This window comes from Bacillus timonensis, from assembly GCF_000285535.1.
GTDB classification, from domain to species: domain Bacteria; phylum Bacillota; class Bacilli; order Bacillales; family Bacillaceae_L; genus Ferdinandcohnia; species Ferdinandcohnia timonensis.
Window position 1 is genome coordinate 1312230 of the sequence record NZ_HE610985.1, and the last position, 26330, is coordinate 1338559.

Annotated in this window: 17 protein-coding genes, 1 pseudogene and 1 riboswitch; of the genes and pseudogenes, 2 read left to right on the forward strand and 16 right to left on the reverse strand. The window is 38.2% G+C overall.

Translation table 11 applies throughout. From position 1 onward, the window contains the following. Nucleotides 1-32: 32 nt before the first annotated feature. The 4 genes and pseudogenes from BTHG_RS06880 to addB form a co-directional block, all read right to left on the reverse strand. Nucleotides 33-3422 (reverse strand): AAA family ATPase, encoded by a 3390-nt coding sequence (locus BTHG_RS06880; protein ID WP_010283447.1) that lies wholly within the window; start codon nucleotides 3420-3422, stop codon nucleotides 33-35. Beyond that, complete coding sequence (locus BTHG_RS06885) at nucleotides 3419-4603, reverse strand: exonuclease SbcCD subunit D (RefSeq protein ID WP_010283448.1); 1185 nt, start codon at nucleotides 4601-4603, stop codon at nucleotides 3419-3421. Before BTHG_RS06885 ends, BTHG_RS06880 begins: the two co-directional genes overlap by 4 nt. Nucleotides 4604-4733: 130 nt before the next feature. Beyond that, entirely contained in the window at nucleotides 4734-8495 is a 3762-nt protein-coding gene (gene addA / locus BTHG_RS06890; protein WP_010283449.1) for a helicase-exonuclease AddAB subunit AddA, read from the reverse strand. Next, nucleotides 8488-11975, reverse strand: a pseudogene (gene addB, locus BTHG_RS24430) (helicase-exonuclease AddAB subunit AddB). The gene addA and the pseudogene addB overlap by 8 nt, the downstream one beginning before the upstream one ends. Nucleotides 11976-12157: 182 nt before the next feature. On the opposite strand from addB, the gene BTHG_RS06900 reads away from it, so the two are divergent. Then, a complete protein-coding gene (locus BTHG_RS06900) occupies nucleotides 12158-13288 on the forward strand; it encodes an MFS transporter (RefSeq protein WP_010283452.1) in 1131 nt (376 codons plus the stop codon). A gap of 17 nt (nucleotides 13289-13305) precedes the next feature. On the opposite strand, the gene BTHG_RS06905 is transcribed toward BTHG_RS06900, so the two are convergent. The 4 genes from BTHG_RS06905 to BTHG_RS06920 form a co-directional block, all read right to left on the reverse strand. Further along, the gene (locus BTHG_RS06905; RefSeq protein ID WP_010283453.1) at nucleotides 13306-13761 is read right to left on the reverse strand and encodes a flavodoxin domain-containing protein; all 456 of its coding nucleotides are present in this window, start codon (nucleotides 13759-13761) and stop codon (nucleotides 13306-13308) included. A 2-nt stretch (nucleotides 13762-13763) separates the two neighbouring features. Then, on the reverse strand, nucleotides 13764-14810 hold the full coding sequence (locus BTHG_RS06910; protein WP_010283454.1) for a ribonucleotide-diphosphate reductase subunit beta: 1047 nt from the start codon (nucleotides 14808-14810) through the stop codon (nucleotides 13764-13766). Between the two features lie 19 nt (nucleotides 14811-14829). Beyond that, a complete protein-coding gene (locus tag BTHG_RS06915) occupies nucleotides 14830-17154 on the reverse strand; it encodes a ribonucleoside-diphosphate reductase subunit alpha (RefSeq protein ID WP_087947063.1) in 2325 nt (774 codons plus the stop codon). A gap of 111 nt (nucleotides 17155-17265) precedes the next feature. After that, nucleotides 17266-17483: riboswitch (cobalamin riboswitch) on the reverse strand. 97 nt (nucleotides 17484-17580) lie between these two features. Continuing rightward, nucleotides 17581-18090 carry a GNAT family N-acetyltransferase gene (locus BTHG_RS06920; protein WP_010283456.1) on the reverse strand — a complete coding sequence of 170 codons (510 nt, stop codon included), beginning with the start codon at nucleotides 18088-18090 and terminating at the stop codon, nucleotides 17581-17583. A 157-nt stretch (nucleotides 18091-18247) separates the two neighbouring features. On the opposite strand from BTHG_RS06920, the gene BTHG_RS06925 reads away from it, so the two are divergent. Next, entirely contained in the window at nucleotides 18248-18658 is a 411-nt protein-coding gene (locus BTHG_RS06925; RefSeq protein WP_010283457.1) for a VOC family protein, read from the forward strand. Nucleotides 18659-18696: 38 nt separating this feature from the next. Here the strand turns inward: BTHG_RS06925 and BTHG_RS06930 are convergent, their stop codons facing one another. From BTHG_RS06930 to BTHG_RS06965, 8 genes are all read right to left on the reverse strand, one after another. Further along, a complete protein-coding gene (locus BTHG_RS06930) occupies nucleotides 18697-19236 on the reverse strand; it encodes a GNAT family N-acetyltransferase (protein WP_010283458.1) in 540 nt (179 codons plus the stop codon). 62 nt (nucleotides 19237-19298) lie between these two features. Then, nucleotides 19299-20801, reverse strand: a complete 1503-nt coding sequence (locus BTHG_RS06935) for an acyl-CoA synthetase (protein WP_010283459.1) — start codon at nucleotides 20799-20801, stop codon at nucleotides 19299-19301. Between the two features lie 720 nt (nucleotides 20802-21521). After that, the gene (fabG, locus tag BTHG_RS06940) at nucleotides 21522-22259 is read right to left on the reverse strand and encodes a 3-oxoacyl-ACP reductase FabG (protein ID WP_010283460.1); all 738 of its coding nucleotides are present in this window, start codon (nucleotides 22257-22259) and stop codon (nucleotides 21522-21524) included. Beyond that, entirely contained in the window at nucleotides 22256-23167 is a 912-nt protein-coding gene (gene phaZ, locus BTHG_RS06945; protein ID WP_010283461.1) for an intracellular short-chain-length polyhydroxyalkanoate depolymerase, read from the reverse strand. Before phaZ ends, fabG begins: the two co-directional genes overlap by 4 nt. Next, the gene (locus tag BTHG_RS06950) at nucleotides 23167-24180 is read right to left on the reverse strand and encodes a 3-oxoacyl-ACP synthase (protein ID WP_042341443.1); all 1014 of its coding nucleotides are present in this window, start codon (nucleotides 24178-24180) and stop codon (nucleotides 23167-23169) included. The genes phaZ and BTHG_RS06950 overlap by 1 nt, the downstream gene beginning before the upstream one ends. A 5-nt stretch (nucleotides 24181-24185) precedes the next feature. Further along, on the reverse strand, nucleotides 24186-24365 hold the full coding sequence (locus BTHG_RS06955) for a hypothetical protein (protein WP_026021724.1): 180 nt from the start codon (nucleotides 24363-24365) through the stop codon (nucleotides 24186-24188). Between the two features lie 12 nt (nucleotides 24366-24377). Next, nucleotides 24378-25385, reverse strand: a complete 1008-nt coding sequence (locus BTHG_RS06960; protein ID WP_010283463.1) for a branched-chain amino acid ABC transporter permease — start codon at nucleotides 25383-25385, stop codon at nucleotides 24378-24380. 4 nt (nucleotides 25386-25389) lie between these two features. Then, complete coding sequence (locus BTHG_RS06965; RefSeq protein WP_010283464.1) at nucleotides 25390-26250, reverse strand: branched-chain amino acid ABC transporter permease; 861 nt, start codon at nucleotides 26248-26250, stop codon at nucleotides 25390-25392. Between the last annotated feature and the right edge of the window lie 80 nt (nucleotides 26251-26330).

Genomic DNA, 26330 nt, shown 5'->3' on the forward strand with positions numbered 1-26330 from the left:
GTAAAAAGGCCGTGCCACGGCCTTTTTACTTATTATAATGTTTCTAATCTTACAAGCGTACCTCTACCAGACGGTTCAGCTGGTTCAACGATTAAGCGTTTAGGTAATCTAGCCCTTAATTCCTGGACGTGACTAATAACACCTACCGCCAATTGTTTTGAATGTAATTTTTCGAGAGCTGACACAACCGTATCTAATAGGTCTGCATCCAATGTACCAAATCCTTCGTCCAAGAAGAAGAATTGCAACGGATATTCACCCCTTAGCTGGATTTGAGCGGAAAGCGATAGTGCCAATGCCAATGATGTTAAGAAGGTCTCTCCTCCCGAAAGTGTTGTAACAGGACGTCTAACCCCACCATTTGCATCATCCCTCATAATAAATCCACCCTGTGAATCCACCTCAACAGCATAGCGTTGTCTAGTGAGAATTCCTAGTCGCTCTGTTGCGTCAAGACTTACTTGTACAAGCTGTTCCTCTGCAATAAACTCTACGAAACTATTCCCTTTAAAAACGGATTGTAGCTTGTTATATTGCTCCACTGACTGTTCAAGCTCGTTTCGTCGTTCTTCAAGTTCGTTGAATCGCTCATGTTTTTCTAACAGCACCTGAAGAGCTTTTACAGCTGCTCCTTTCGCTTCAACTGCTTGATTAAGCATCTCTTTCATTTCCGTACGAACCCTTTGGATATCGTCCCATTTTTCTTGTGTTAGTTCTTCACCTTTTAGGAGATCATTTAATTTTTGCAAATCGGTTTGTACTTGCTTGTGACTGTCCCAATAACGCTCAATTTGTGAACCAAGCTCCTCTTGCTCATGCTTTGAAAGTACCGATCCCTTTACATCGGAACTGTGTAAAAAGCTTGTTGTTTCAAGTACCTCAGCCCATTTACTAGTTGCTTTTTCACTTCTACTTTTCCCGTCCTGAAATGCTTGCAAAGCAGCATGGGTTTCATTTTCGAGTTTTTGACATTCACCTTGGACCTTTTGCCACGCTTCGTATGCTGTTGATTCGTTCTCCTCAAGCTGGTTTATCATTTGTTCCGTTTCAACTAATAACTGAGGGATGTTATTGTCTCCGATTTCTTTTAAGAGTTTTTCACGTGCCTCAGATAAAGCTTCGACTTTGCTTTTTAATGTAGAATTGACTTCAACAATTTGACGTTCAAGTTCATTGCTTTCATTTTGATGCTTTTGCTTTTCTTGTTCCTTTTGTTCAAGTAAAGTGGTGCTATTTTCAATTTCAACAGAAAGACTTTGCGCCAACTTGTCATTTTTTGAGATGTCTTTAAGCTTTGATTCGATTGTTTCAAATTCAAGCTGTGGAAAGGTTTGTTTCCAGTTCAAATACTGTTCTTTCGTTTTTTCCTGTAAGTTTAAAACTCGTGACTTAAGCTCATTTAAGGTTTTTGTATTGATTTCCTTTGTCTGTTCAAGCTGGTTCACTTGTTTTAATGATGCACGAAGGTCTTGAATGACTTTTCTACCCATTTCTTGAAGCTTTAAATAATCTTGTTGCAATGATTTTTGTTCAACAACAAGAGCTTGAAGCTCTCCATCCACATCTTCAAACTCACCTTCTATTTCAAGCTTTTTAGCTTTGATAGGGGCATTCATTTCCCCAGGGTACTCCCCGATAAGTCCCCCGGAAATTTGCTCGAGCTTAAGCTTAAGTGTTGAAAATTCTTGTTTTAGCTCCCTTACAATTGTTATATCATTGCTGAGTTTTTCGATTTGCGCTGCGATTTCATCTCCATGATCTTCAAGACTAGATACAGGATTCGGATGATGGGTAGAACCACAAACTGGACATGGCTCCCCAGTTTGAAGCTGGTCCGCAAGTTGAATAGCAAGATTCTTTTTCCGATTGTCCTCCAGTTTTTGCTTAAACATAGTAAGTTTAGCCTCAGCAAAACTAATAAGCTTTTCACTATCTCTTTCACGATCACAAACAGCTTCATATTTAGATGCATTCTCTAAAAAAAGTACTTCCATTCTATGCTTAGCCTGGTTGAGCACCTCATTTTGTGAGTTCAGCATTTCCTCCAATTTTTCAAGCTGCCTTTGACTTTTTTCAAGCTCTATTTTTTGTTCGTTTACACTTGTCTTGGAAAACAGGATCGTCTGCTTTTGTTGATTAGCTTTCTGGAGCTCGTCCCGTACTTCTGCTTTGATAGTTAATTTCGAGAGCTTTTCTCTTCGCTCCTTTTGTTTCTCTGTATCTTCCGTCATGGATGTAGTAATGGCTTCAATTTGCTTTTGTTTTTCACGTACTAGTGATTGTACCCTATTCAGCTTGGTTTGGAGCTCAATTGCTTCTCCTTCTAGAACAATTGCTTTTTCCTGAACGATCTTAGCATCGGTCAGCTGTTGTTTTTTTGTTACGTAAAACGGTAATTTCTCCGTCTTTTCCTGACGGGCAAGATGATAATCATTTGCCTTTGCTTCATTTTCTTGTTTTTTGGTTTTTAATTGATTTTGTAAAGTTTGATAACGAATGGTAGCTTTTTCTAACACTTCTTTTGCTGTCTCGTATTCCTCTAAATATGGAAGGATAAGAGCAGCTGTTTCCGCATTCTTCACTGTTTGCTCAAGCTGAAGGATATGTGGTTTCTCACGATTAATTTCATCCATTTTTTTGGATAATAAACTCTTATCCAACTGCCATTGCCAAATACTTTTACTCTGTTCGAAATCGACATCAATCTTATTGACCTCATTTTGTCGTTTTTCTAGGAGTATCTCTGCATTTTTTAGTTCTTGCTCCGCAATTTTGATTGCTTCCGTTGATGCATCTCCAAGACCTGTTTGTTCAGCAGTTACTTCATTTAACTCATTTTTTGCTGTGGTTAGCTTATTCTTTAATTTTTTATTTAGCTTGTCTCCATATTGTTCTAGATTAAATAAGCGTTGAAGCATTTGTCTGCGGTCAGCGCCCTTTAGTGATAAGAACTCAGCAAATTTCCCTTGTGGTAATACGACTGCTCTCGTAAAGTCATCAATGGTTAACCCTAAGAGATCCTGAACACATTGATTGACTTCACCAATTTTATCAGCAAGAACAATCGATTCCTCACCAACTTCAATGATTCGACTTACAGATGATTTAACCTTTAAATCATCCTGCCGCTTGAAGCTACGCTCAATCGTATAACGCTTCGTTCCTTTGGCATTTTCAAGCTCAAATGTAAAAGAAACATGAAGTAGATTTTCTGCATGATTTAATATTCCGTGCGTATTATTGGATGCGCGCTCGACTTTCCCGTATAGGGCAAGTGTCATCGCATCGAGTATGGACGATTTACCACTTCCTGTCGGTCCAAAAATCCCAAAGACTCCACCTTCACAAAGGGAACCAAAATCAACGGTTTGTTTTTCGCGGAAGCTATGAAGTCCCGCTACTGTTAATGTGATTGGTTTCATGCTTCGTCACCATCCTCGTCTACATCATCGGAAATCAGCTCTAAAAATAATTTCGTAAGTTCAGGCTCTGGTTTCGCACCGCCTGTTTGTTTTTCATAAAAGCGGACAAAAAGCTCATCAATTGGTGTATTTGTATTCACTATCCGTTCTGCCCTTTCTTTTTCAAGTTCTTCAAAAACGGGTCGAATATGAATGAGACCACTATGATGCTTACGTAATCGATGAATCTCTTCGATTGAAAGGGCATTTGTCACATGAATTTCAAGATCAATCCATGCATTCGCGTCCTTACCTTCATCAAGCCAAGTATATACTTGAGCCAATCCCTCTTTCGCTTTCCATCTTACAAGAGGTTTACCACTTGATAAAAACACCTCGGACATTTCAATCGGCTGATTAGGTTTCGCGTCTAAAATCGTTACAGACTTCGCGTACCCTGCCTCAGAAAAACTGTAGGCTAATGGAGAACCTGAATATCTAGCCATCGTTTTTGCTCTTGACACCATTTGTGGACGGTGTAGATGCCCTAATGCTACGTATTGTGCTGCTTCCGGAAGACTAGTAGCAGCAACGGTGTATGCCCCACCGACCTCAATTGGTCGCTCGGAATCTGAGCTACTTCCACCTGTTACATAAATATGGCTCATTGCGATATTAATTGTTTCAGGTGTGAAAGCTTTACTCATTTCTTCAAAGATCCCTTGAATGCGTTGATCATATTTATCGCGGAGCATTAATTCTTCATGAGAGTCTGATAGCACTTCGGCTAAACGTGACTCAGATGGATATGGTAAAGCTGCTAGTTTAATAGTTTCATTTGTTGTAGGAACATAGATGGTCTGGACATCGATTGTTGGCAAGCCAAGTAGTAGAATTCCTTGCTTTAGTGCAAGAGGTGAGGCTGCTGACAGACGGTCAGGGTTATCGTGGTTTCCTGCGATAACACATACAGGTCTTTTACCACCATCTGATAATCGAGCAATACTTTCATAAAATAAGCTTTCAGCCGCAGCTGGTGGGTTCACTGTGTCAAATGCGTCTCCAGCCATTAATACAACATCTATTCTTTCTTCCTCGACAATTTTTACAAGCTCGTCCAAGAATTGCGCTTGTTCTTCTAATCTACTTCTTCCCTCGAGAGATCGACCTAAATGCCAATCCGCAGTGTGAAGAATTCTCATCTAAAAGTCCCCTTCCTTAACCGATTTCTAGTACTATCATTTTAACACAGGAGGTTGCCTGGAAATGGTAGAGTTAATTGGAAATAACCATAAAAAGTACTGCCCAAATCAATGAGCAGTACTTTTTCACCTACACCTCTAACAAATGGCCACCATCAAAAAAGTATAAATAGCACTCATTTAGTGGTTTTTTCCAAATGTGTTCAATGGCTTTACTATATAATTCAAGTTGCACACGATAGCGGTCTTCAAGTTTTGGTTTTGCATCTTCAAAACTTTCAAACTTACCAGTAATCGTGTCCGTTTTATAGTCGATTAATACAATTCCTTCATCATCCTCAAAAATACAGTCAATAACCCCTTGGATAAGGACATTTTCTTGCTGTTTATCAGACCAGTCTGCATAGGCATCAGATGCAGAAATTGCAACACTAAACGGAACCTCCCGTTTTACATCCTTTGCTGCAAGCATTCGCTGTGCAATCCCTGATTCAAAAAATCCGAGAATACTTGCTACATCAATTACATCTGCCTGCTCCTGCGTTAATAATTCATTATGAACCATTTTTTGAATCTGCTCGCGAACTGAATTTTCGCTAATTGGTTCATTTAAATTTACATGCTGCATCACCATATGCATCGCCGTACCTCGTTCTGCCGGTGTTAACGATTTTTGCTGCATAAACCTTGGTCGATCTGCACTTGCCGCACGGAACCGAGGAAGAAAAGCTATATCGCTATGTTCATCCATACTCTCCCGTTGTCTTTTTATTTCAGAGACAGACTGTTTTGAACGCTTATTTGCAGCAGATTTAAAAGGATATTTCCATGTTAATTGATGTTCAATCTGTTCTAATGCATCACTACTAACCGGTATTGGATTTCCTTCTTTCAGTGCTGCCTCAATTTGTTCATGATTACTTTCTTCTTGGAGTTCTATTTTTTGCAATTCTACAGCAGATATAGTCCGAATCTCCCATTTCGCTGGATAATTTGCGATGTCAGTTGGGAGTTGGTTGACTGTTTCTTCTCCTCGAATCAGCCCCGCATCCTTATGTCTAATTAAACCAGGTCCAATCCAATCTAAATAAGATTTTGCTCCTGCTCTAGTATGGTCCGCAAGTAACCATTCTTTGTTTTGAAGTGTGGCCTGCCATTTGCCTAGTTGCTTTTGTAAATCTTTAACAGTACCTACAAGATAAAGCTTTTCCTTCGCTCTTGTAAGTGCAACGTAAAGAACACGCATTTCTTCGGAAATCAATTCAAGATGCATTTTTTTCTTAATTGCAAGCATCGGCAGGGTTGGATACGTAATTCGCAGCTTTGGATCCACATATTTCGTACCAAATCCGAGCTCTTTATCTAATAAATATTTCTTGTTTAAATCCATCATATTAAATTGCTTTGAAAGTCCACCGACAAACACAACTGGGAATTCAAGTCCCTTACTTTTATGGATCGTCATGAGGCGGACGACATCTTCTTGTTCGCCAAGCGCTCTTGCCGCACCTAAATCATCCCCACGATCCTGCATTCGTTCAATGAAACGCAAGAATCGGAATAAGCCTCTAAAGGATGTTGCTTCATACTGACGAGCACGGTCATAAAGTGCACGAAGGTTTGCTTGACGCTGCTTCCCTCCTGGCATCCCACCAACAAAATCATAAAAATACGTTTCACGGTACAATTGCCAAATTAAATCTGATAATGAACCTGTTCTTGCTCTGGTACGCCAGCTTTCTAACTTATAAATAAATTGGGCAACCTTATCATGGGTCTCGTCATCAGATGATGCTTCCCGCAGGAATGTCTTCAACGCCTCATAATAAGGACTATTTTTTTCGTAGGTTCTGATTTTCGCAAGCTCATCCGCTTCTAGTCCAACAATTGGTGATCGTAGAACAGATGCAAGTGGAATATCTTGATAGGGATTATCAATCACTTTTAACAAAGACATCATGACCCTGACTTCTGTTGCATCAAAATAGCCTGTTGAGAGATCCGCATAAATTGGGATTCCCATTTGTTTAAACTCCTCCATGATTTGCGGAGCCCATGGCATTGAACGCATTAAAATGACAATATCACGGTACGTGATGCTTCTCATCCGATTTTCATTACGGTCAAACACTTGGAACCTGGAAGAGATCATATCCTTGATTTGCCTTGCCATGGCTCTAGCCTCAAGCTGAGCTGTTTCAAGCTCGGCTTCGTCAAAGAGGACGATTTGTTCCTCATCTTCTTCGCTGTCCTCAACCTCATAACTTTCAACGTCTTGACCATTCTTATCAATTAAAAACAATTCAGCAGCCATATGTTCACTTTCGGGATAATCGGCACCAAGTTTTAATTCGGCGTCATCGTCATATTCGATTTCACCGACAACTTCCCCCATGATTTGTTTGAACAGAAAGTTTGTTCCGTCCAACACTTCAGCACGGCTACGGAAATTTTTCGATAAATCTATTCGTAATCCGGTATTTTCTCCAGATTGGGTGAACCGTTTATATTTACTTAGAAATAACATTGGTTCCGCAAGACGGAATCGATAAATGGACTGCTTCACATCCCCAACCATGAACATATTCCCGGTAGCTTCACCGTCTTTCGTCACTAGCTTTAATATGGATTCCTGTACCATATTCGTATCCTGGTACTCATCAACGAATGCTTCTTCAAACTGAAGTCTGTATTCTAGAGCTGCTTCGGATGGAACAAGCTCATCTGATGATGTCCCTTCCTTGCGTAGGATTTCTAGACAATAATGCTCTAAATCCGAAAAGTCAACTAACCCTTTTTCTTCCTTTACCTTTTGAAATCTATCGCCAAATTCAATTACAAGCTGAACCAGCATTTCGATGGAAGGCTGCATTTCTCTAATATTGTCCAAATAACTTTCAGGAGGCCTGCTAAACAAATCTTCCTTAAGTTTTTCAACAAGCTTTTTTGCATCATCCCTTAGCTTTGTAACCTGGTCCTTTAGAATTTCATCATACTCATCACCCTTTACAGGCTTCGCTCTGCCAAATACAAGTGTCTGCATTTCATGGTAGAGTGCAGTCCATGACTGATTCTTTGCATGTATGAGTCGATGAATTTGTTCCAAATCTGCTTCAATATTTTCTGCTCGAGGTGCAGGTCCTCCAGGCATTCGAATCAAATCCATGGCATGCTCTAAATTAGCCTTTGCCCCTTCAAGCTGAAGGGAAATATCCGCTAACAAATACGGAATATACGGTGTTTGATCCAAAGACAAGTCATCTACACTGTAATCCTCCACAATCTGTTTTAGCCATTCATGAGGTGTTGGATGTGCACGTGAAAATTCAAATAGTTTCCGAATCATATTTTGCAACTCAACATCGGTCCGGTCATTTGTAAAACGGTCAACTAAATCGAAGAATTTCGTGTTTTCGAGATAACTGTAATGCTCTTCAAAAAGCTCTTCCAGTACCTCATCACGCATTAACTCTGCTTCAGTAGAATCAGCAATTCGAAAGCCAGGGTCAATATCAATCAAATAATAAAACTTCCGAATGACTTCCAAACAGAAAGAGTGAATAGTTGAGATAGAAGCACGATTCAATAAACTAAGTTGACGTCTAATATGCAAGGAGGCTGGGTCTTCCTTTAACGCTTTTTCCAATGCTTCTCCGATTCGATTTCGCATTTCAGCAGCAGACGCATTTGTAAATGTCACAACAAGTAGACGGTCAACATCAACCGGATGCTCTTTCGATAAAATTTTTCTTATAATCCTCTCGACAAGTACAGCGGTTTTACCTGAACCCGCTGCAGCTGCGACTAATATGTCTTGACCACTAGAGACGATTGCTTTCCATTGGTCATCTGTCCATTGACTTCCTTCTGGTTTTGGTATGGTATTAGTCATGGATTTTTACACCCCCATTCCGAATTCTCTCAAGGATAACTTCTTTGCTTTCATTTGGTAGTACACGATAATTATTTTCTTCTAAGCTCTGATCAAATTGACAAACTGACTTGAAAGGACAGAACGTACATGGTGTTTTATCCTTAAGTTTATATGGGGCAATATCAATTTCACCATTTGTAATCCGATTACCCGTATTTTTAAAGACCCCACGTACATGGTTTCGAAGATAGCCAAGCTCTTCTTCACTTGCAACCTGTGAATTAGAATAAAAGCTACCGTCCTTTTTAATTGCAGCAGAGACAATTTGCGAATACCCTGTTCCAAGGGACTGGTCCATTAGTCGAACAGACTCTTCATCCCCTAATAAAAGTCCTTTCATTTTAAATCTCTTAAAGATTTCCTCTTCGATTTTATCTTCAGGTAGTACCTTATTTGAATGAATTAATGGGTCATGGATATGGAAATAAAGAACACCAGCAGGTTTTGCGGTTGTTCCAATCCAATCTTTCGAATGTGTAATAATCACATCCAAATATGTTAACATTTGCAGAGCAAGTCCATAATAAACCTCGGTAAGATTAAGCGCTTTTTGACTTGATTTATAGTCGATTACTCGTAAAAGTACTCCTTTTGAGCTTTCTGCTTTATCAACGCGGTCAATTCTACCTACAAGCTCCATTGTGCTGCCATTATCTAAATGGAAACTGATTGGTGGTAATGGACCCTTCTTACCAAATCCCAGCTCAATTCCTACTGGTGCAAAGCCACTTGCTTTCGCATGATCACTTAAAATTTTGGATGCACGACTAATAATTTTCTGGAGTTTATGCATGATATAGTGATAGCGATTTGAGCTTAATAAAATTTCTTTCTGCAAACGTGGTGCTAATTCTTCAACTGCTTTTGCTGCAAGCTTATCACACTGTTCTTCCGTAAGATCACGCCAATCGATTCCATTGATTCTTAAAGAATCTGCAATGTTCTTAAGAGCTGCATGGAATAAATCACCGATATCTGGTGATTCCAATCGAAATACCTTACGTTCTTTTAACTGAAGTCCATAGTTTGCAAAGTGGGAGAATGGGCAGCCCTGGAACACTTCCATTCGAGAAACACTACCTTGAATATGGTCACCATATAGGGCCTCTGTTATTTCTTTTGATAGTTTTTTGGTTTATTTTTATAAAATAAACTACTTAAGACAAGCTTACTTTTATATTTTATTTCATCGTGGTTTGCAAAGTAGTTATAGACATCCCACCATAAATCTTGAATTGGATACTGCTTTTTCCATGCTTGTAATTGTGTTGCCAAAGAAGATAAGGCGATATCAGGATTCACAATATACTCTAGCTGCTCATTAGCTGGTAGCTCTGAAGGTTCATTCATGTAAAACTTTTCTTCAAGCTTTGGAAAAATATCCTTCAGACGCTTTATAATTGGTGATGGAAGAAGTGATTTTCCTTCCTCATTAGCCAAAGGATAGCTAATATACAACATTTCCTGGGGACTTGTTAACGCACAATAAATAAGAAAATTCTCATCTAAGAGCGTTTCTCGACTCCCAGGTGCTAATTGTAGCCCAGCATCACCTAAAGTATCACGGTCTGACTCTGAAAATACACCCTCCTCATTTGGGCGTGCAGGTATGACGCCATCGTTCGCTCCAATAATAAAGGTACATTTAATGTTTGAAAATCTAGAACGCTCGAGACTTGCAACTAGTACTTGGTCAATAGCAGGTGGAACCAATGCAAATTGCATGCTTTCCAATCCGGTTTCTATCATATTACTGAACATTGAAAGCGAAACTTTTTCATCACCGATGATTTCTACATATTGATCAAACAATTCTAAAACAGCATTCCAAACCTGATCGTGTTCTCTTGCTTCTGAAAGTTTTCCGGCAAGTTCAGAATTAAGCTTCAATTCTTCCATCTTTGCAGGGATTTCAAGATCCTCTAAATAAAGGAACAGCGCCTCGCACATACTTCTGCCATCCTTCGCCTTTTGAAGACGTTTCCCGAGTGTAAGTAATGGTTCCACAACCATCGTACGAAGGTCGTTAAGCATGTCCTCATATTCACGCTCTTTATCTGTTTGTGGCAGTGCTGAATCCTCTAATCCCCTTATGCGCTTATACTTCCAGCGCTCACCATTTGTCCATTTAAAGCCTTGAATCCCGTATTCAAGTACATAATTCTCAAGCTTGTCCATGTCTTCACGAAGCGCTGAAATCTCTTCACCGAAAGGATATAAGAGATCAGTTTTTACACAACGAAAGACAGACTCGTAGCGCCAGTTACTGCTTACGACCTCAAGGCTTGAACGAATCAGTTCAATTAACGGATGATTTAACATCGAACGTTTTTGGTCAATAAAAAATGGAATATGGTAATCCTGAAAGATGGTTTCAATGATTTCATGATACTCACTAGCATTGCGAATCATTATCGCAATATCTCGATAACGATAATTTTTATCTCTCGCTAATTTTTGAATTTCACGAGCAATTCCTTCAATTTCTGCACGCCGATTTACTGCTTGACTTAATGTAACTGAAGTTGCTGCCTGATATGGAACAGTCGGTCTTTCATCAAAATATCTTTCCAAATGAGCTAAAGAAGGTTCTGAAGAGTATCGATGCTGGTTTGTTAATAGAACCGGCTCGCCGACCTTAATTTCATTTTCTTTTGCATATTGAATAATAGATTGATAGGTTTTTCCAGTCATCCTGAATAGACTTAAATCATGTGGAGGAACATCATATGCTTTATCGACCGTTAAGGCGATTGTTACCTTCTTTGAAACTTTCATAAGCTTTCCCAATACCTCAAGTTCCTGCGGGGTAAAGCTGTGAAAACCATCAATTAGAATTTCCGCTTCCGTTATATAAGAAGATTGAGGTATTTTTTCTGCTAATAGTCGTAAATAATCCTCAGAATCTACGTATTTCTCAAATAGATGTTTTTCTAATTCGTCATACAAAAGTTGCAGGTCGTGTAACTTATCGGAAAGTACTTTATTTTCAGGCGCAATAGTTTGTTTTTGCTCTTCTAGTATTTCTGGAGTGACACAGTATCGTTTAAACTCTGCGACCATTTCTTCCATTTGAGTAATAAATCCATTTTTATCAGCTGCCCGAGAGAAAACCTTAAGATCCTGTTTTTTGGAATCAATAATTTTTCGAAGAAGCATATTCACTCCGACATTATTAACATGGTAGCGGCTCATTCCCCCAGTCTCCTGCAGAACCCTCCATGCCAAACGAGTAAAACTGAATACTTGGGCTCTCATCATTCCGCCAATGCCAGGGGTACTGATTAAATCATATTCAGATTGGAATGTCATTTGGTCTGGAACCAAATACACAATCGGAGAACCTGTCGGGTCTTCAAGAAGCTTTGAGCGGATTTCTTCAAGACATGTGTATGATTTTCCAGTACCAGCACGTCCTAAAATAAATTGTAGCGACATATTATTGTTACCTCCTAAAGAGAGTAAAATTCGTTTCATTCTTATCCTCTAATTGTATCAAAAATTTTGTCGAACAGGCGAATCATAAACAATCCAAATTCTAGAATTGTCGTTTTATATTGGGATTTTTACTAACAGAAAAACCTGTCTAGGCATATGTTACAACAGGGTGGTGGTCTAATTTGAAGCGGTTAAATCTTGTCGCATTTTTACTTATTATTACTGGGGTATTTGTTGCATCGAATATCTACACATTTATTCCTATTTATCAAAGCATTTCAGATTCAATTCAAATTTCTGTTGAACAAGCGGTAGTTGGTGGGAGTATTTTTTCATTCTCTTATGCGTGTGGGTTGCTATTCTTTGGACCTCTGTCTGAGAAAATAGGGAGAAAAAAGATCATTCTTCTAGGGTTAATCCTTTCATTTCTTGCAACTGGCTTAGTTGGATTTTCATATAATGAAAAGTCACTTTACGTTTTTAGGTGTCTTCAAGGTTTTGCCTTAGGGAGCTTTCCTCCTGTTGCATTTGCATATATCTTTGATGTTTTTCCTCTACGGCACCGTACTTTTGTGCTAGCTCTGATTAACTGTGGTTTTTTATTTGCAGGAATCCTCGGTCAACTTATTAGTTCCAGTCTCACTTATTTTTATGGCTGGCAGTATGTTTTTTATTGCTTTGCAATCATCTATCTTTTCCTGTTTATTAGTGGTTTGTTTATCCTTCCATCTGTACCAGTTGCTAAACAAGCGAGGGCTTCATTTTTTCATGAATTTTGTATAATGATCAAAAATCCTTCATTAGTCATATGTTATATAATTACTTTTTCGATTTTACTAACGTTTATTTCATTCTACGATGGCATAGGTCAATACTTACATGACGAGTATTCAATTGACCAACAGGCATTATTTAAAATAAGAGCAATTGGTCTCATTGGGGCATCTTTTTCAATACTAACAGGGAAATTGGTACGGCGATTTGGTGACCGGCGAACATTATTACTTGGTCTATGTCTTGTAGCAATTAGTCTGAGCTTTCTTCTTTTCATAAGAACACCTGTTATGATTGCCGTCATGTCCATTCCTTTCATTGCAGCACTTTCCCTTCTCTATCCCTCTCTTATATCTATCATTGGTAAACTTGGTAAACATGCAAGGGGCTCTGCCATTTCACTATATTCTTTTACTTTAATGACTGGAGGAAGCCTTGGAGCGTTGCTTGCGTCTGGGTTACCCTTTTCATTACTAGTAGTGAGCCTAATCGGAATATTTATCATTAACATAGCGTTAAGTGTGAAACTAAAAATCTGAAAATAAGCAGGGTACCACTAGACAGTGATACCCTTTTTACTATTTACTCGTTTCATCACTACTTCAATAAAGCGCTTCATACGATTCATATCTAATTGTTGAGGCAGTAGTTCAATTTTTAAAGTTGCTGCTAAATTCGATTGAACATAGAGCATATCTCGAAATTCATCAACAGCCCCACAAAAATGTGGATAGCATTGATCTCCAGTGCCAAATACCCCTGTTACCAAATCCTTATTGGAACAGTTCTCAAACGCACGATAGAGATCCATCATTTCATAAGGAATCTCCCCATTCCCCCATGTATATGTCCCAACTATAAGACAATCTAATGATTCTAATTGGTAAAAAGGAAATTGTTCAACATGATAGACATAGCACTGACTTGTGTATTCTTTCATATGAGCATTGATGATTCTCATCGCTTCCTCCGTATTACCCGAAATGGATGTATACACAATTGCAATTTTCATACTTATAGCTCATCAAACCCATTGGATTGGGATACTTTAGTATAGGTGCGTGACTTTTGTTCAAAGAAGTCAGATTTGGTTTCATTCATCATTTCATCACTAAACACTTGTATCCAAGGCATGGGGTTCTCCCTTTCTTCATATAAATTTTGGAAACCTAGCTGGCGGAGCCTTTTGTTTGCAAGATATTCGACATATCCTTCAAATTCTTCCAAGTCTATTCCATCAATGTCTTTTAAAATATGGTTTGCCCACTCTTTTTCAAGTTCTACTGCTTGGCCAATTGCCTTATTGACATAATCCTTGTTCTCTTCTGTGTTTAACTCAGGATTCTCAGATAAAAGAATTCTTACAAATTGAGCGATGAAATACGCATGCTGCATTTCATCCCTTTGAATATAACTAATCATCGTACTTGTTTTAAGCATTTTTTGCTGTCTAGCAAGATTATAGAAAAAGGCAAAGCCTGCATAAAAATAGATTCCTTCCAAGTTAATCGAATTTATTGCTAGCTTAAATAAATGTTCTGGAGTTGGATTTTCTCTGAATCCCTCGTAAACTTTTAGAATCAGTTGGTTTCTTTTTTGAACAATCGGATCATCTTTTGCCTGATTATATCGGTCCTTTTGTTCATGTAAAGGCACAAGTGAGCTTAAGATATAGGAATAGGACTCATTATGAACAGCTTCCTGCTGAGAAATAACCGCGAAAATGGCCTTAAAGCTGGAATCAGTCACATAATCCATTACCTGATTCATTGTCGGGGTTTGCAAACTATCTAGTGATGCGAGTTGAGTATTAATACGTAAAAACACATTCTTTTCAATCGTACTTAGTTGGTCCCATTGCTTGATATCATCCTGCATATTAATCTCTTGTGCTTTCCAAAAGTTCGAAAGCAAGGTTTGATAAAATGTATACATTTGTGGATATGCAATATCATTCCAATTCAAGAGTCCTGATGTTTCCCCGTTAATTATCCCTGTTGATTTATTTGGAAACTGCGGATTAAATAATTTTATTTTTGTTAATGGCTGCATGTTTGTCATTTATTGATTATTCCTCCCCTTAACTATGGCATAGTTCACATTCTTCAATTTCTGCTTGGGACGTACTTCGAACATAATAAGTCGTCTTTAAGCCTTGTTTCCAAGCCTCCAAATGAAGCTTTAGAAGATCCTTAGCTTTAATATCATGTCTAACATAAAGATTAAAGCTAATACCCTGGTCGATATGACGCTGACGTGCTGCATTTTGTTTAATACTCCAAATCTGACTTACTTCATGACGTGCTTTTCGGTAAAAATCATACGTCTTATGGTTTATATCAGGTGCAGTTACTTTAAATTTAAAATTCTTTTTCTCTTCGGCATACTCGGCTGCGTAGATTGGGTCGATTCCATCGGTTGAACCACCAATTTTAGCTGTCGATGAATTTGGGGCTACCGCCATGAGCCAACCATTCCGCATTCCGTTCTGAGATACGTTTTCTTGAAGCTCATTCCAACGTTCAGAAGTATATTTTCTTCTGGTAAAATAAGCTCCCGTTTCCCATTCGGATTCTTTAAATTTCGGGTAAGCTCCTTTTTCCTTGGCAAGCTCCATTGAGGATTGAATTGCGTAATAGGCGATATCCTCATACAAGTTATTTGCTAATTGAACAGCCTCATCCGACTCCCAGTAAATCCCTTTTAGTGCTAAAAGATGATGCCACCCAAATGTACCTAGCCCTACGGCACGGAACTTTTTATTTGTAATCTCTGCTTGCTTGACTGAAATCGTATTTAAATCAACAACATTATCAAGCATTCTAACTTGTATCCGAATTAATCGTTCAAGTACATCTTCCTGAACAGCCCTTGGAAGATTAATAGATGAAAGATTACAAACCACAAAGTCGCCTGGTCTACGAACAATCACAATATTTCCTTTTTCATCAATGGATTCCTTCGTAATCTCCGTTGCTGACATATTTTGAGCGATTTCTGTGCATAAGTTACTACAAAAAACGGCCGTACGACCTCTTCCTAGTAAGTGTTTGTTCGGATTTTGTCGGTTTACTTCGTCACGATAGAACATATAGGGTGTACCAGTCTCTAACTGGGCAACCATGATTCGCGCCATGACATCCATTGCTCGATAGGTTTTACGAGGTAGAAGTGGATGACTGACTGCTTCGAGATATTTTTCGGTGAAATATTCTTTATCCTTTTCATCGTAAAAGTCTTCAAGACCTAATGGATTTCCGTTTTCATCCTTCCACCCCATGATTTTTTTTACTTCATGTGGACAAAAAGTATGCCATTCTCCAATGCTTCTTCCGTTTGCATCTACCTCTTCTAGTTTTTTCATAAAAAGGTCTGGTATGGAGACCCCTGTGAAAATATCATGAGCCTTTCGGCGTTCGTCTCCGTTGTTCGTTTTTAAATCTAAAAATCCATTCATAATGTCCTTGTGGAAGAGATCAAGATAGATTGCAATAGCTCCTTGCCTCTGTCCTAATTGATCAACACTAACTGCAGTATCATTAAGTAGGCGAATCCAAGGAACAACTCCAGATGAATTGCCTTTGAACTTTTTTATATCTGAACCTAAAGCACGGACCTTACCGTAATATACGCCGATTCCTCCCCCGTCCTTTGATAATCTAGCAATATCCCAATTATTTAAGTAGATACCATCAAGGGAGTCTTCAACTGTATCAATAAAGCAAGAAGACAACTGACCAAAGCTTTTGCCTGCATTGGATAGAGTTGGAGTTGCGACTGTCATATACAAATTACTCAATGCCCAATATGCTTCTTTCACATAGTTTAGGCGAGTCTTTTTTCCTTCATGCTGCATTAATGTCATGGCTATTATCATGAAGCGCTCCTGTGGAAGTTCGTAAATATTCCGTTCATAGTCTCTTGCAAGATAGCGGTCTGCTAATAAAAATAAGCCGATGTATGTAAACAATTGGTCTTTAGAAGGGTCAATAGCCTTTTCAAGTTCAAGAATCTCCTCTTTGGAATAGGAGTCTACTAGTTCTTTAGAGTAAATCCCTTTTAGCGTTAGTTTCTGCAGTAAATCATAAAATTTACCGTATTTTAGGGTGCTATTGTAGTTTCGATTCGTTGCTGCCTTTTCATAAAGCTCATTTAAATAAAGATGAGCCGCTAGATAAGTCCAGTGAGGCTGGTCCATTGCGATTTTGTTTAAGGCATAAAATAGTGCTTGTTGGTTTGCCTCAAGTTTAGAGAAATTCCTTTCTTCTAGTTTGTTTTTTATGTCGGTTGTATCAAGCTGGTATATTTTTTGAGCATGGTCAAGCGAGTGTAGAACTGAATCCAATTCCCCTTTTGTAGTGATATTCAATTTATTTCTCTCCCTTATCTTTTTTTCGTTAAACATAAAAAATCCGCTCAAGTCAATTGAGCGGATGAAACGATAACATCAAGAGAGCATAAATATAGAGCCCTACCTGTCGCCATCGTTTCATCTTCCCAATCCCCGAAGAAGGTGAAACATCTTAAGAAAAAGACAGGTCTCCTGACTTATGCGTCACTCTACTTTGAACCCTTCCCATATAAGTACCCAGTAGAGAATTTTGAACTCTCTAACTTAAGCTAGCTTATACAGTGGCCTGTTCATTTCGTCAGCATTAACAGTTGCGGGGGCAGTTCTGGATTTTCACCAGATTCCCTTTTAAGCCGTACGGCATCTTTCCCTCAAGGCATAATACTATATGTAGTTGTAAAAGACTAATTTCTATCAATATATGCTGTTACATTTAATAATAAGTGACTACTAGTCTTTTAGCAAGACAAATTTTGACAATTATTTCTCAAGAAATAACACCATATGTTCTTCGTCGCGATATTGTCCATTGTATTTAATTGCTCTATGGTCCACAGCAAATTTTTGAAATCCTATTTTTTTATATAATTCCTTTGCAGGTGTATTTTCGGAATCTACCGTTAAATAAAGTTGTTCTATTTCTTGGATATTTTCAGCCATTTTGATTGCTTCATTTAGCAATGCTTTTGCAATTCCCTTTCCTCTCTTATGATCATCAACATACATCGCCACGATAGTAGCCCTATGCCTGATTTTTTGACGTGTTTCCCTTACTAAAGTTACCATTCCAACTAAATGTTCTTCTTCAAATGCACCGAATGTAAGAATATCTGCTGATTGAAAACTCTTTTTATAATCCTCTATGGGATTTGCTTTATTTTTTGCTTCGTCATATGTCACTAAAAATGCTTTCGGATCTATTTTTAATGCTTTTAGCCTTAGCTTCCAATAGACTTTCGCATCACCTGGTACTAATTTTCGAATTATCATTTTCCTCACTCCTAACAGAACATTTGTTCTTGTATTTTGTAGTTTATTTAATTATAATGGGATATGAGGAAAAAATATACAAAATGTATGTTTTCATGAGGAAATAGAAAACATATTGTAGGGTATTTGTCTATTATTCTAAAGGAGGTTTTTGTAAATGAAGGGGCAAGCTACACCGTATTTAATGTTTAATGGAAACGCGAAGGAAGCTTTGGAATATTATAAGGACATATTTGATGGTGAAATCTTGGATATTCAAACATATGCTAAGGCAGGGTATGAAACACAAGATTGGGCTAATGACCGACTCATACATGGTAAATTCAAAAAGAATGACTTCTTACTAATGGTATCTGATGACTCACCTGACCATCCTGTTACAGTTGGAAATAATATCTCTTTCGTTCTTGAATTTGAAAGCGAAGAACAAATCACTAAAACTTTTAACGATTTAAAAGAAAAGGGAACTGTGCACATGGAATTACAGGATACTTTTTGGGGCGCCAAATATGCAAAAGTGAAGGATCCATTCGGTATTATTTGGGACTTAAACTTTGAAAAACAGTAGGTATTAAAGTCCCCCGGATGACTTCCAGGGGATTCGTTTTATTTATTCCACTCATGTTTTAATAACCCATAAAAATACATATCAAATCGTTTTCCGTCTCTCTCTAGGAATTCCCGTGAAGTTCCTTCCCTAACAAACCCCAACTTTTCATATAAGGCAATTGCTCTTTCATTATATTGAAAAACAGTTAATTGGATTCTATGCAGATTTAATTCCTGAAATGCGAAATCTAACACAAGCTGCATTGCTTCATAACCAAGGCCTCGGTTGCGGTTACCATCACCACCGATCGCAATCGCCAGCCATGCATTTCGATGTGGCCATATGATGCTATCAATATCAACAAAACCTACAAGTTTATTAGACACAATCTCTTTTATTCCAAATACGAATGCTTTCTCATTTTTTTGCTCCACCCATTCCTTAAAATCAGAAGGGTGTTTTGGAAAAGCGGGCAATGTGTCCAAATTTCTTAGAAACTCCTGATCTTCATACCAATTTAGAATCGTCGGTACGTCTTCGTCCTTAATTCTTACCAGCTGGACTTTTTTTCCTTTTAGTAGATTGTACGTAATCATTTGAATTACTCCCTTATTTTTACTTAGAGATTAATTCAACATTCTCTTTCAATTATCCTTGTTTATCCAACTAGATCTTTGTAGGCTTTTTGTAAAAGACTTTTATCAATTTTACCAACATGTGTTTTTGGTAATTCTTCTACAAAAATAAACTCTTTTGGGACTTTGTATTTTCCTATCTTTGTTCGACAATACGCTGTTAATTCAGCCTTTGTTACTTTGAGATTTGACTTTAAAGACACTACTGCAATTACCATTTCGCCCCATTTTTGATGTGGCACACCAATAACGGCAACTTCGTTAATCGCTGGGTGCTTGCTGATGCATTGTTCCACCTCTAATGGGTAAACGTTTTCTCCACCAGTGATAATCATTTCCTTTTTACGACCAACAATATAATGATATCCTTCCTCATCACATCTTGCTAAATCACCGGTATATAGCCACCCTTCACGTAAGGCTTCTTTTGTAGCACCTGGATTCTTCCAATAATGATGGAAAACATGCTTACCACGAATTAAAAGCTCTCCTACTTCACCAGTTTTTGCCTCTTTTCCTTCAGAGGTGATAATTTTCACATCATTATAAAACATAGCTTTTCCGACAGACCCTCTGCGAAACCTTGAAATCTTAGGATCAATAAAGAAATTATTTGGCCCTGCTTCTGTTAATCCATATCCTTCTTTAAACGATAGTCCCTTTTCTTCAAAGGCTTGATAAATTTCAAGTGGACATGGTGCTCCACCAGATAAGAATGTATGCATCGTCGGGAAACTTACATTCTTGAATGATGGGGTGTTCACCATCATGTGATACATTGTTGGAACAAGTAGAACGACTGTACACCCTTCTTGGTTGATAATCTGAATGGCTCGATTCGGCTCAAAGCTATTAGCAATTACAACCTTTCCCCCCATCATTAATATAGGAATGGATAATGCATTAAGCCCTCCTGTATGGAACATTGGCATATACGTTAACGTCACATCTTCAGCTGATAAATTCCAGCTCACAATTGTATTTAACCCATTCCACATAATGGATTGATGGGAAAGGACAACACCTTTTGGTTTACCAGTTGTTCCCCCAGTATAGATAATTGCTAACGGATCATCCTCATCGATGAGTTCTTCAAGTTCAATGTAGTGGCATGATGTATTCGTAATTTGTTGATACTCCTCTGAATCATTTTTTATGATTTTCCAAATTCCATTATTCTTTAATAAGCCTTCAAACTTACTTGATATCGCTACTATCAATGGTGCTGAGTCCGACAATATATAATTGATTTCTTCACTTGATAAGCGCCAGTTTAACGGTACAAAGATTGCTCCAATTTTCCCACAGGCAAACAGTAGATCGAAATAACTAACATCATTTGGAGATAATAGTGCAATTCGATCCCCCTTTTTGATTCCGATTGTTTTGAAATAATAGGCGATATTTTCCGCTCGTTTATTTATTTCTTCAAAGGTAAAACGGCTACCCGTTTCCCCGTCAACAACAGCAATCGAATCAGGTGATAGTCGAGCCCGATTTGCGATCCAGTCTAGTTCCCACCTCACAACTATCTCTCCTTACGTCATCTTAATTCTATTCTTACTATAAAAGATAGTAGTTACATGGAAGTTACATTAGGATAAAGAGGTGAGACTGCTTATCAAGGGAATAGTAGTTTACCAATTTATTAGAAAAGTTGGTCACGTATTATGGCTATAAAAAACCATTCAAATCAACAATTCAATATAGTTTTTTCTTAAGCCTGGTTGTCACAGACAATTCATTCGACTTTTTACTACGTTTTGTCTTTGAGACTGACTATCACAGACATTTCATTCAATTTTTTACTACAGTTTGTCTCCGAGATGGGCTATCACAGACAATTCGTTCAACTTTTTACTCCGATTTGTCTTTGAGATAGGTTATCAGAGACAATTCATTCATCTTTTTACTTCGGTTTGTCTTCGAGACTGGTTGTCACAGACAATTCATTCGATTTTTTACTCCGATTTGTCTCCGAGACTGGCTATCACAGACAATTCATTCGACTTTTTACTACGTTTTGTCTTCGAGATAGGATATCGGAGACAATTCGATTAAAACTCCTTTACACTTTGTCTCCGAGATGGTTTATCTGCGACAGTTCACCACAGAACTCACTTATTTTTGTCTCTCATCCCAAACCCTCAAAGTCATTTCCCATATGCCTCTTCATAATTATGTCCTTGAACTAAAAGTCTTTTTCAGGAAAAAAATAGGAGCCTTTAGATCAGCTCCTAATCAAACTACATCATTATTCCGCCATCAACATGTAAGGTCGTACCGTTCACATAATCAGATTCATCGGATGATAAAAATAAATATGCATTAGCAATGTCTGACGGTTTTCCAAGTCTTTGAAGGGGTATCACTTGTTTCATTTGATTGATGACCTTTTCAGGCACGGTTGCAACCATCCCCGTTTCAATAAAACCGGGCACAACGGCATTGACATTAATTCCTTTTCTACCAAGCTCTTTTGCCCATGTTTTTGTCATTCCGACCACTGCTGCCTTAGATGCAGCATAATTTGTTTGGCCTACATTTCCATAAATACCCGTTACAGATGAAGTACTGACGATTTTTCCTTTTCCGTTAGCAATCAAATGTGGTACGACAGCCTGGGTGCAATTGAATACACCTGTTAAATTCACATCAATAACCTTTTGAAAATCTTCCTGGGAAAGTTTTGTTAGCATAGCGTCCCTTGTAATTCCCGCATTATTTATTAAAATGTCAATCTTTCCAAATCGTTCCATAACATCTGATACCATTTGATTGACGCTTTCTCTGTTTGCAACGTCTACTTGAAAAAATTCTACATCTGCACCCTGCTCTTTCAATTCTGATACTCTTTCGGCTCCTGATGTGTCATAGTCTGTTAGCGCAACCTTTGCACCTTCACGTACAAATGTGATAGCAGCCTCTAACCCTAGTCCGTTTGCTGCTCCAGTAATTATTGCCACTTTATCTTTTAATCTCATTTTGCCGGCTCCTTTTGCTCCATAAATTCATGCATATTTTTTAACAACAATTCCAAGTTATCGATTAACGGAGAGTGTCCACAGTCTTCAAGTTCAACAAATGTGGCATTATCTCCCAAATCCGCCATAATTTCTTTTGCCATATTTTCTAGCACAACATAATCTCTGTCACCACGGAGTACTAAAACTGGGATTTTGATATGATCAACCTGTCCGTTGCCTTCTGTTAAACCATTGTGTTGATGACTGATGTTAAATGTGTTTAAGGAATAATATACATCTGCAAGATTTCGTTGCGTCAACATATCCTCGAGATACTCATCATAATGAGCTTCATCAGGTTGATTTTTTGTATAAATCGCCGCGTTCCAAATTGCTTTTAGCACGTTTTTATCTCGAGTATCATAGGCAGTTTGGATTGGGATTGTTCGTGCTAAATCATTTCGAATGTCATCCAATGTCTTTAATCGTTTCGAAACGTCCATTTGTCCGTCTGCACCTAACCCGTAGAATGGAAAACCTCTCGTTGAAGCCGATGCAAGTAAAATCAGCTTTGAGCAAAGGCCCGGGTAGTCTGCAACAAACTGCATCCCTACAGCTCCTCCCGTTGACCAACCGGCGATTGTAAAATCAGATAATCCTAATTCTTCAACAAATAATTTAATATCATCTGAAAAATCCTTAATCGATTGGACTGGGGTATGGTATGTAGAAATACCAAAGCCTCTCATATCGACAGCGTATAACTTGTAATCGCTATCAAGATTTTCCATAACAACATCCCAATGCTTTGATGAAGACATGTTCCCATGAATAAGTAAAACAATTTTATTGCCACCCTCACGTTCACGATATCCCAGTGTTTCACCATTTGCTAGATTGATAGTTTTCAGTTCAATTGCTGACATTAACAGTCCCCCCATTTTATTACCGTGGCACCCCACGCATATCCAATTCCAGCACTCACTAACACAACAAGGTCTCCTTCTTTTATTTTACCTTCTTTTTCCGCTAATTCCAGAGAAAGTATTTGATCCATCTGACCTATATGACCGTATTCATTTAAATAGATAGACTGCTCTATTGATAACCCTAATTGATTTAGTACATAATCATGTGCTGACTTTTTCATGTGCAGTATTCCTAAATAATCGATATCAGCTTCTGTGTAACCACTTTTTTGGATTGCTTTTCGAATAACTTGAAGAAAGTTTTGCATCGACTTCTCCTCAAGCCTCTGTTTCATCCCTTCAGGGTCAAGGACATCTAACATATTCAATTTATGATCAAGTGCTTCCTTTGTCATCGGGTTTTTAGTTCCTCCGGCTATTACAACAACATCTTCTGAAAATGCGCCATCTGTTATAATATGGCTTTCAAGGACATGATTTTGGTGAGAACCCCTTTGTAAAAGTATGGCACCTCCACCCGCTCCCAAATTATACATAAAGCGAGTTCTTGGATTCTCGTAATCTATAAAGTCAACATTTCGGTAGCCACCTGCAAGTAAAACAGTTTTAATGGAGTCATCCGACCTCATCATATCCTTTGCAACTTTTAATGCCATAATTGTCGTTCCACAGCGCAGCGCAACATCAAATCCCCATGCGTTGGCAGCACCGAGCTCCTGTTGCATCTTAATCGCAGCTGTCCAAAGTGGGAATTCCTTATGTTCTTCTCCTATATAGATAATTAAATCTATCTCCAAGGGATGAATCTTTGCTTTTTTGATTGCTTCCCTTGCAGCCTTTATTCCCATTTCGCAAGTATGGTCATCAGGTCCGGGAATTGGCTTTTTCAAAATACCTAACTTTGTTTCAACAATTTCCTTTGGTATTCCACTCTTAATCGAAATGTCTTCAGCAGTAAGAAACTCTTTAGGAATGTAGATTCCGGTACTTAGTATTCCAACCGATTGCAAGCCTTTCACTCCTCTATCACCCGTTTCATAAATTGGACGGCATCCTCTAAATCTGTCACAACCACTTCATTTTCTCCTTGAACATGGCTTATCTTTATTCTCCATTGCTTTTTCATTGTCTCATTATCAACATTTATTAGAGCGCAGCGGACAACGAATGAAGTTATGATTTGATTATCATTCATGACCCTCTCTCCTTAGCCAGCTATTTTTTCTCTTTTTTCAGTATCTGTTTTTTCCATCCCTTTTCTTTTATAAAACCATGATTTTACTGTTCCAACGATTCCCATTGGGAAGAACATAACGGCTAAAATATATAAGATACCAAAGAAGATCATCCATCGTTCAAATATCCAATGAACCTTTGCAAGACCTGTTAACCAGTGGTGTGCAAATTCAATCAGTCCAGCTCCAATGATGGCTCCCACAAGTGTCCCTACTCCCCCAATAATTGTCATGAGTAGGGCATCCAATGTTACATCAAGCGCAAATACCGAAGTATTGACAAACCGTAGTGTTAGCACATACATTGAACCTGAAACACTTGCGATAACTCCAGCTACAATACTTGCTATGATTTTATAATGTATAACATGATAGCCAAGTGACTCCGTTCGAGGTTCATTTTCTCGAATGGCCTGAAGAATTCTTCCTAAAGGAGATTCTGTGAATCTTTTTAGCACTAAAAATACAACAATCATCAGAATTAGAGTGACAAAGTAAAGAGTCATCCGGTCTTTAAATACATCTGGAATACGGAAGGTAAATCCGTCATTGCCTCTTGTTAATGACCTCCATTTTTCTGCAGCTACTAAAAACAAGCCTGAAAAAGCCAATGTTAGCATGGCATAGAAGTGGCTTTTTAATCGAAGTGAGAGCAAACCAACAATATAACTTAAAATGGCTGCAAGAACCATACCAACCAAGATGGAGAATAAAAACATCATAACCGTTGGTTCGAAACGGTCCAAAAGAACACCTGTTGTATAGGCACCTATTCCAAAAAACATCGCATGACCGAATGAAACAATCCCTGTAAAACCTAGTAAAATATCATAGCTCATTGCAAAGACAGCAAAGATAAAAATTTGTGTAAATAAGATTAAGATACTTCTAGTGTCATTGATAAATGGATAGCATAGCAGGAAAACAGCAGCAGCAATGTATATAATATTAACTTTTGAAGAATTAGTAAGAAGCTTCATTTCCTCACCCCTTTGCACCAAATAATCCTTGTGGTCTAAAAATTAAGACAACCGCCATCAGAAGCATATTAACTGCAAGTGATAAATCTGGGACATAGTATGCCATAAAAGAACCTGATAACCCTACTAAAATTGCTGCAAACAGGGAGCCTGTAATACTTCCCATCCCGCCAATGACAACGACTATAAACGCGAGTATGGCAAATTCCATCCCCATCTCCGCATAGATTTGGCCGGAATAGGGTCCTAGTAATATACCACCCAGTGCAGCCATTGCAGCACCCACCATAAAAACAAGCATAAAGATCTTTTTAATATTGATTCCAAGTGACTGAACCATTTCCTTATTAATGACTCCAGCACGAACGATTAATCCGATTTTTGTATTTTTAAGGATGTAGTAAATTAAAAAGAACACTAGGAACCCCACTAAAATGATAAACAATCGATATTTTATTAGAATAATTCCGCCAAACTCCCAGCTCCCACTTAAATATTCAGGTGTTTTTGCACTTAATTGGTTTGGTCCCCACACCACTTTTAGCATTTCGGAAAGAACAATCATGACTCCGAGCGTAATCAAAATTTGCTGAATATGATTTCCGTAAACTGGGGTGATGATGAATTTTTCCATTAGTAAACCTAAGAGTAGACCTGTAATTAGTGCGGTAATAATTCCTGCTACAAAGCTACCAGTTTGCCCATATGACCAAACACCTGCATATGCTCCCCATGCAAATAAACCACCATGGGCAAAGTTTAGGACATCCATTAGTCCAAAAATTAAGGTCAACCCTGCTGCAAGTAGGAAAACTAACATTCCAGTAGCAAGCCCATTTATTGTTAAATTAATGATTGCATCCACAAATTATCCTCCTCTCGTAAGAAAAAAGCACAAAGTGCACAACTTTAGGTGATAAGCACAAGAAAAGTACTGACAAAAGG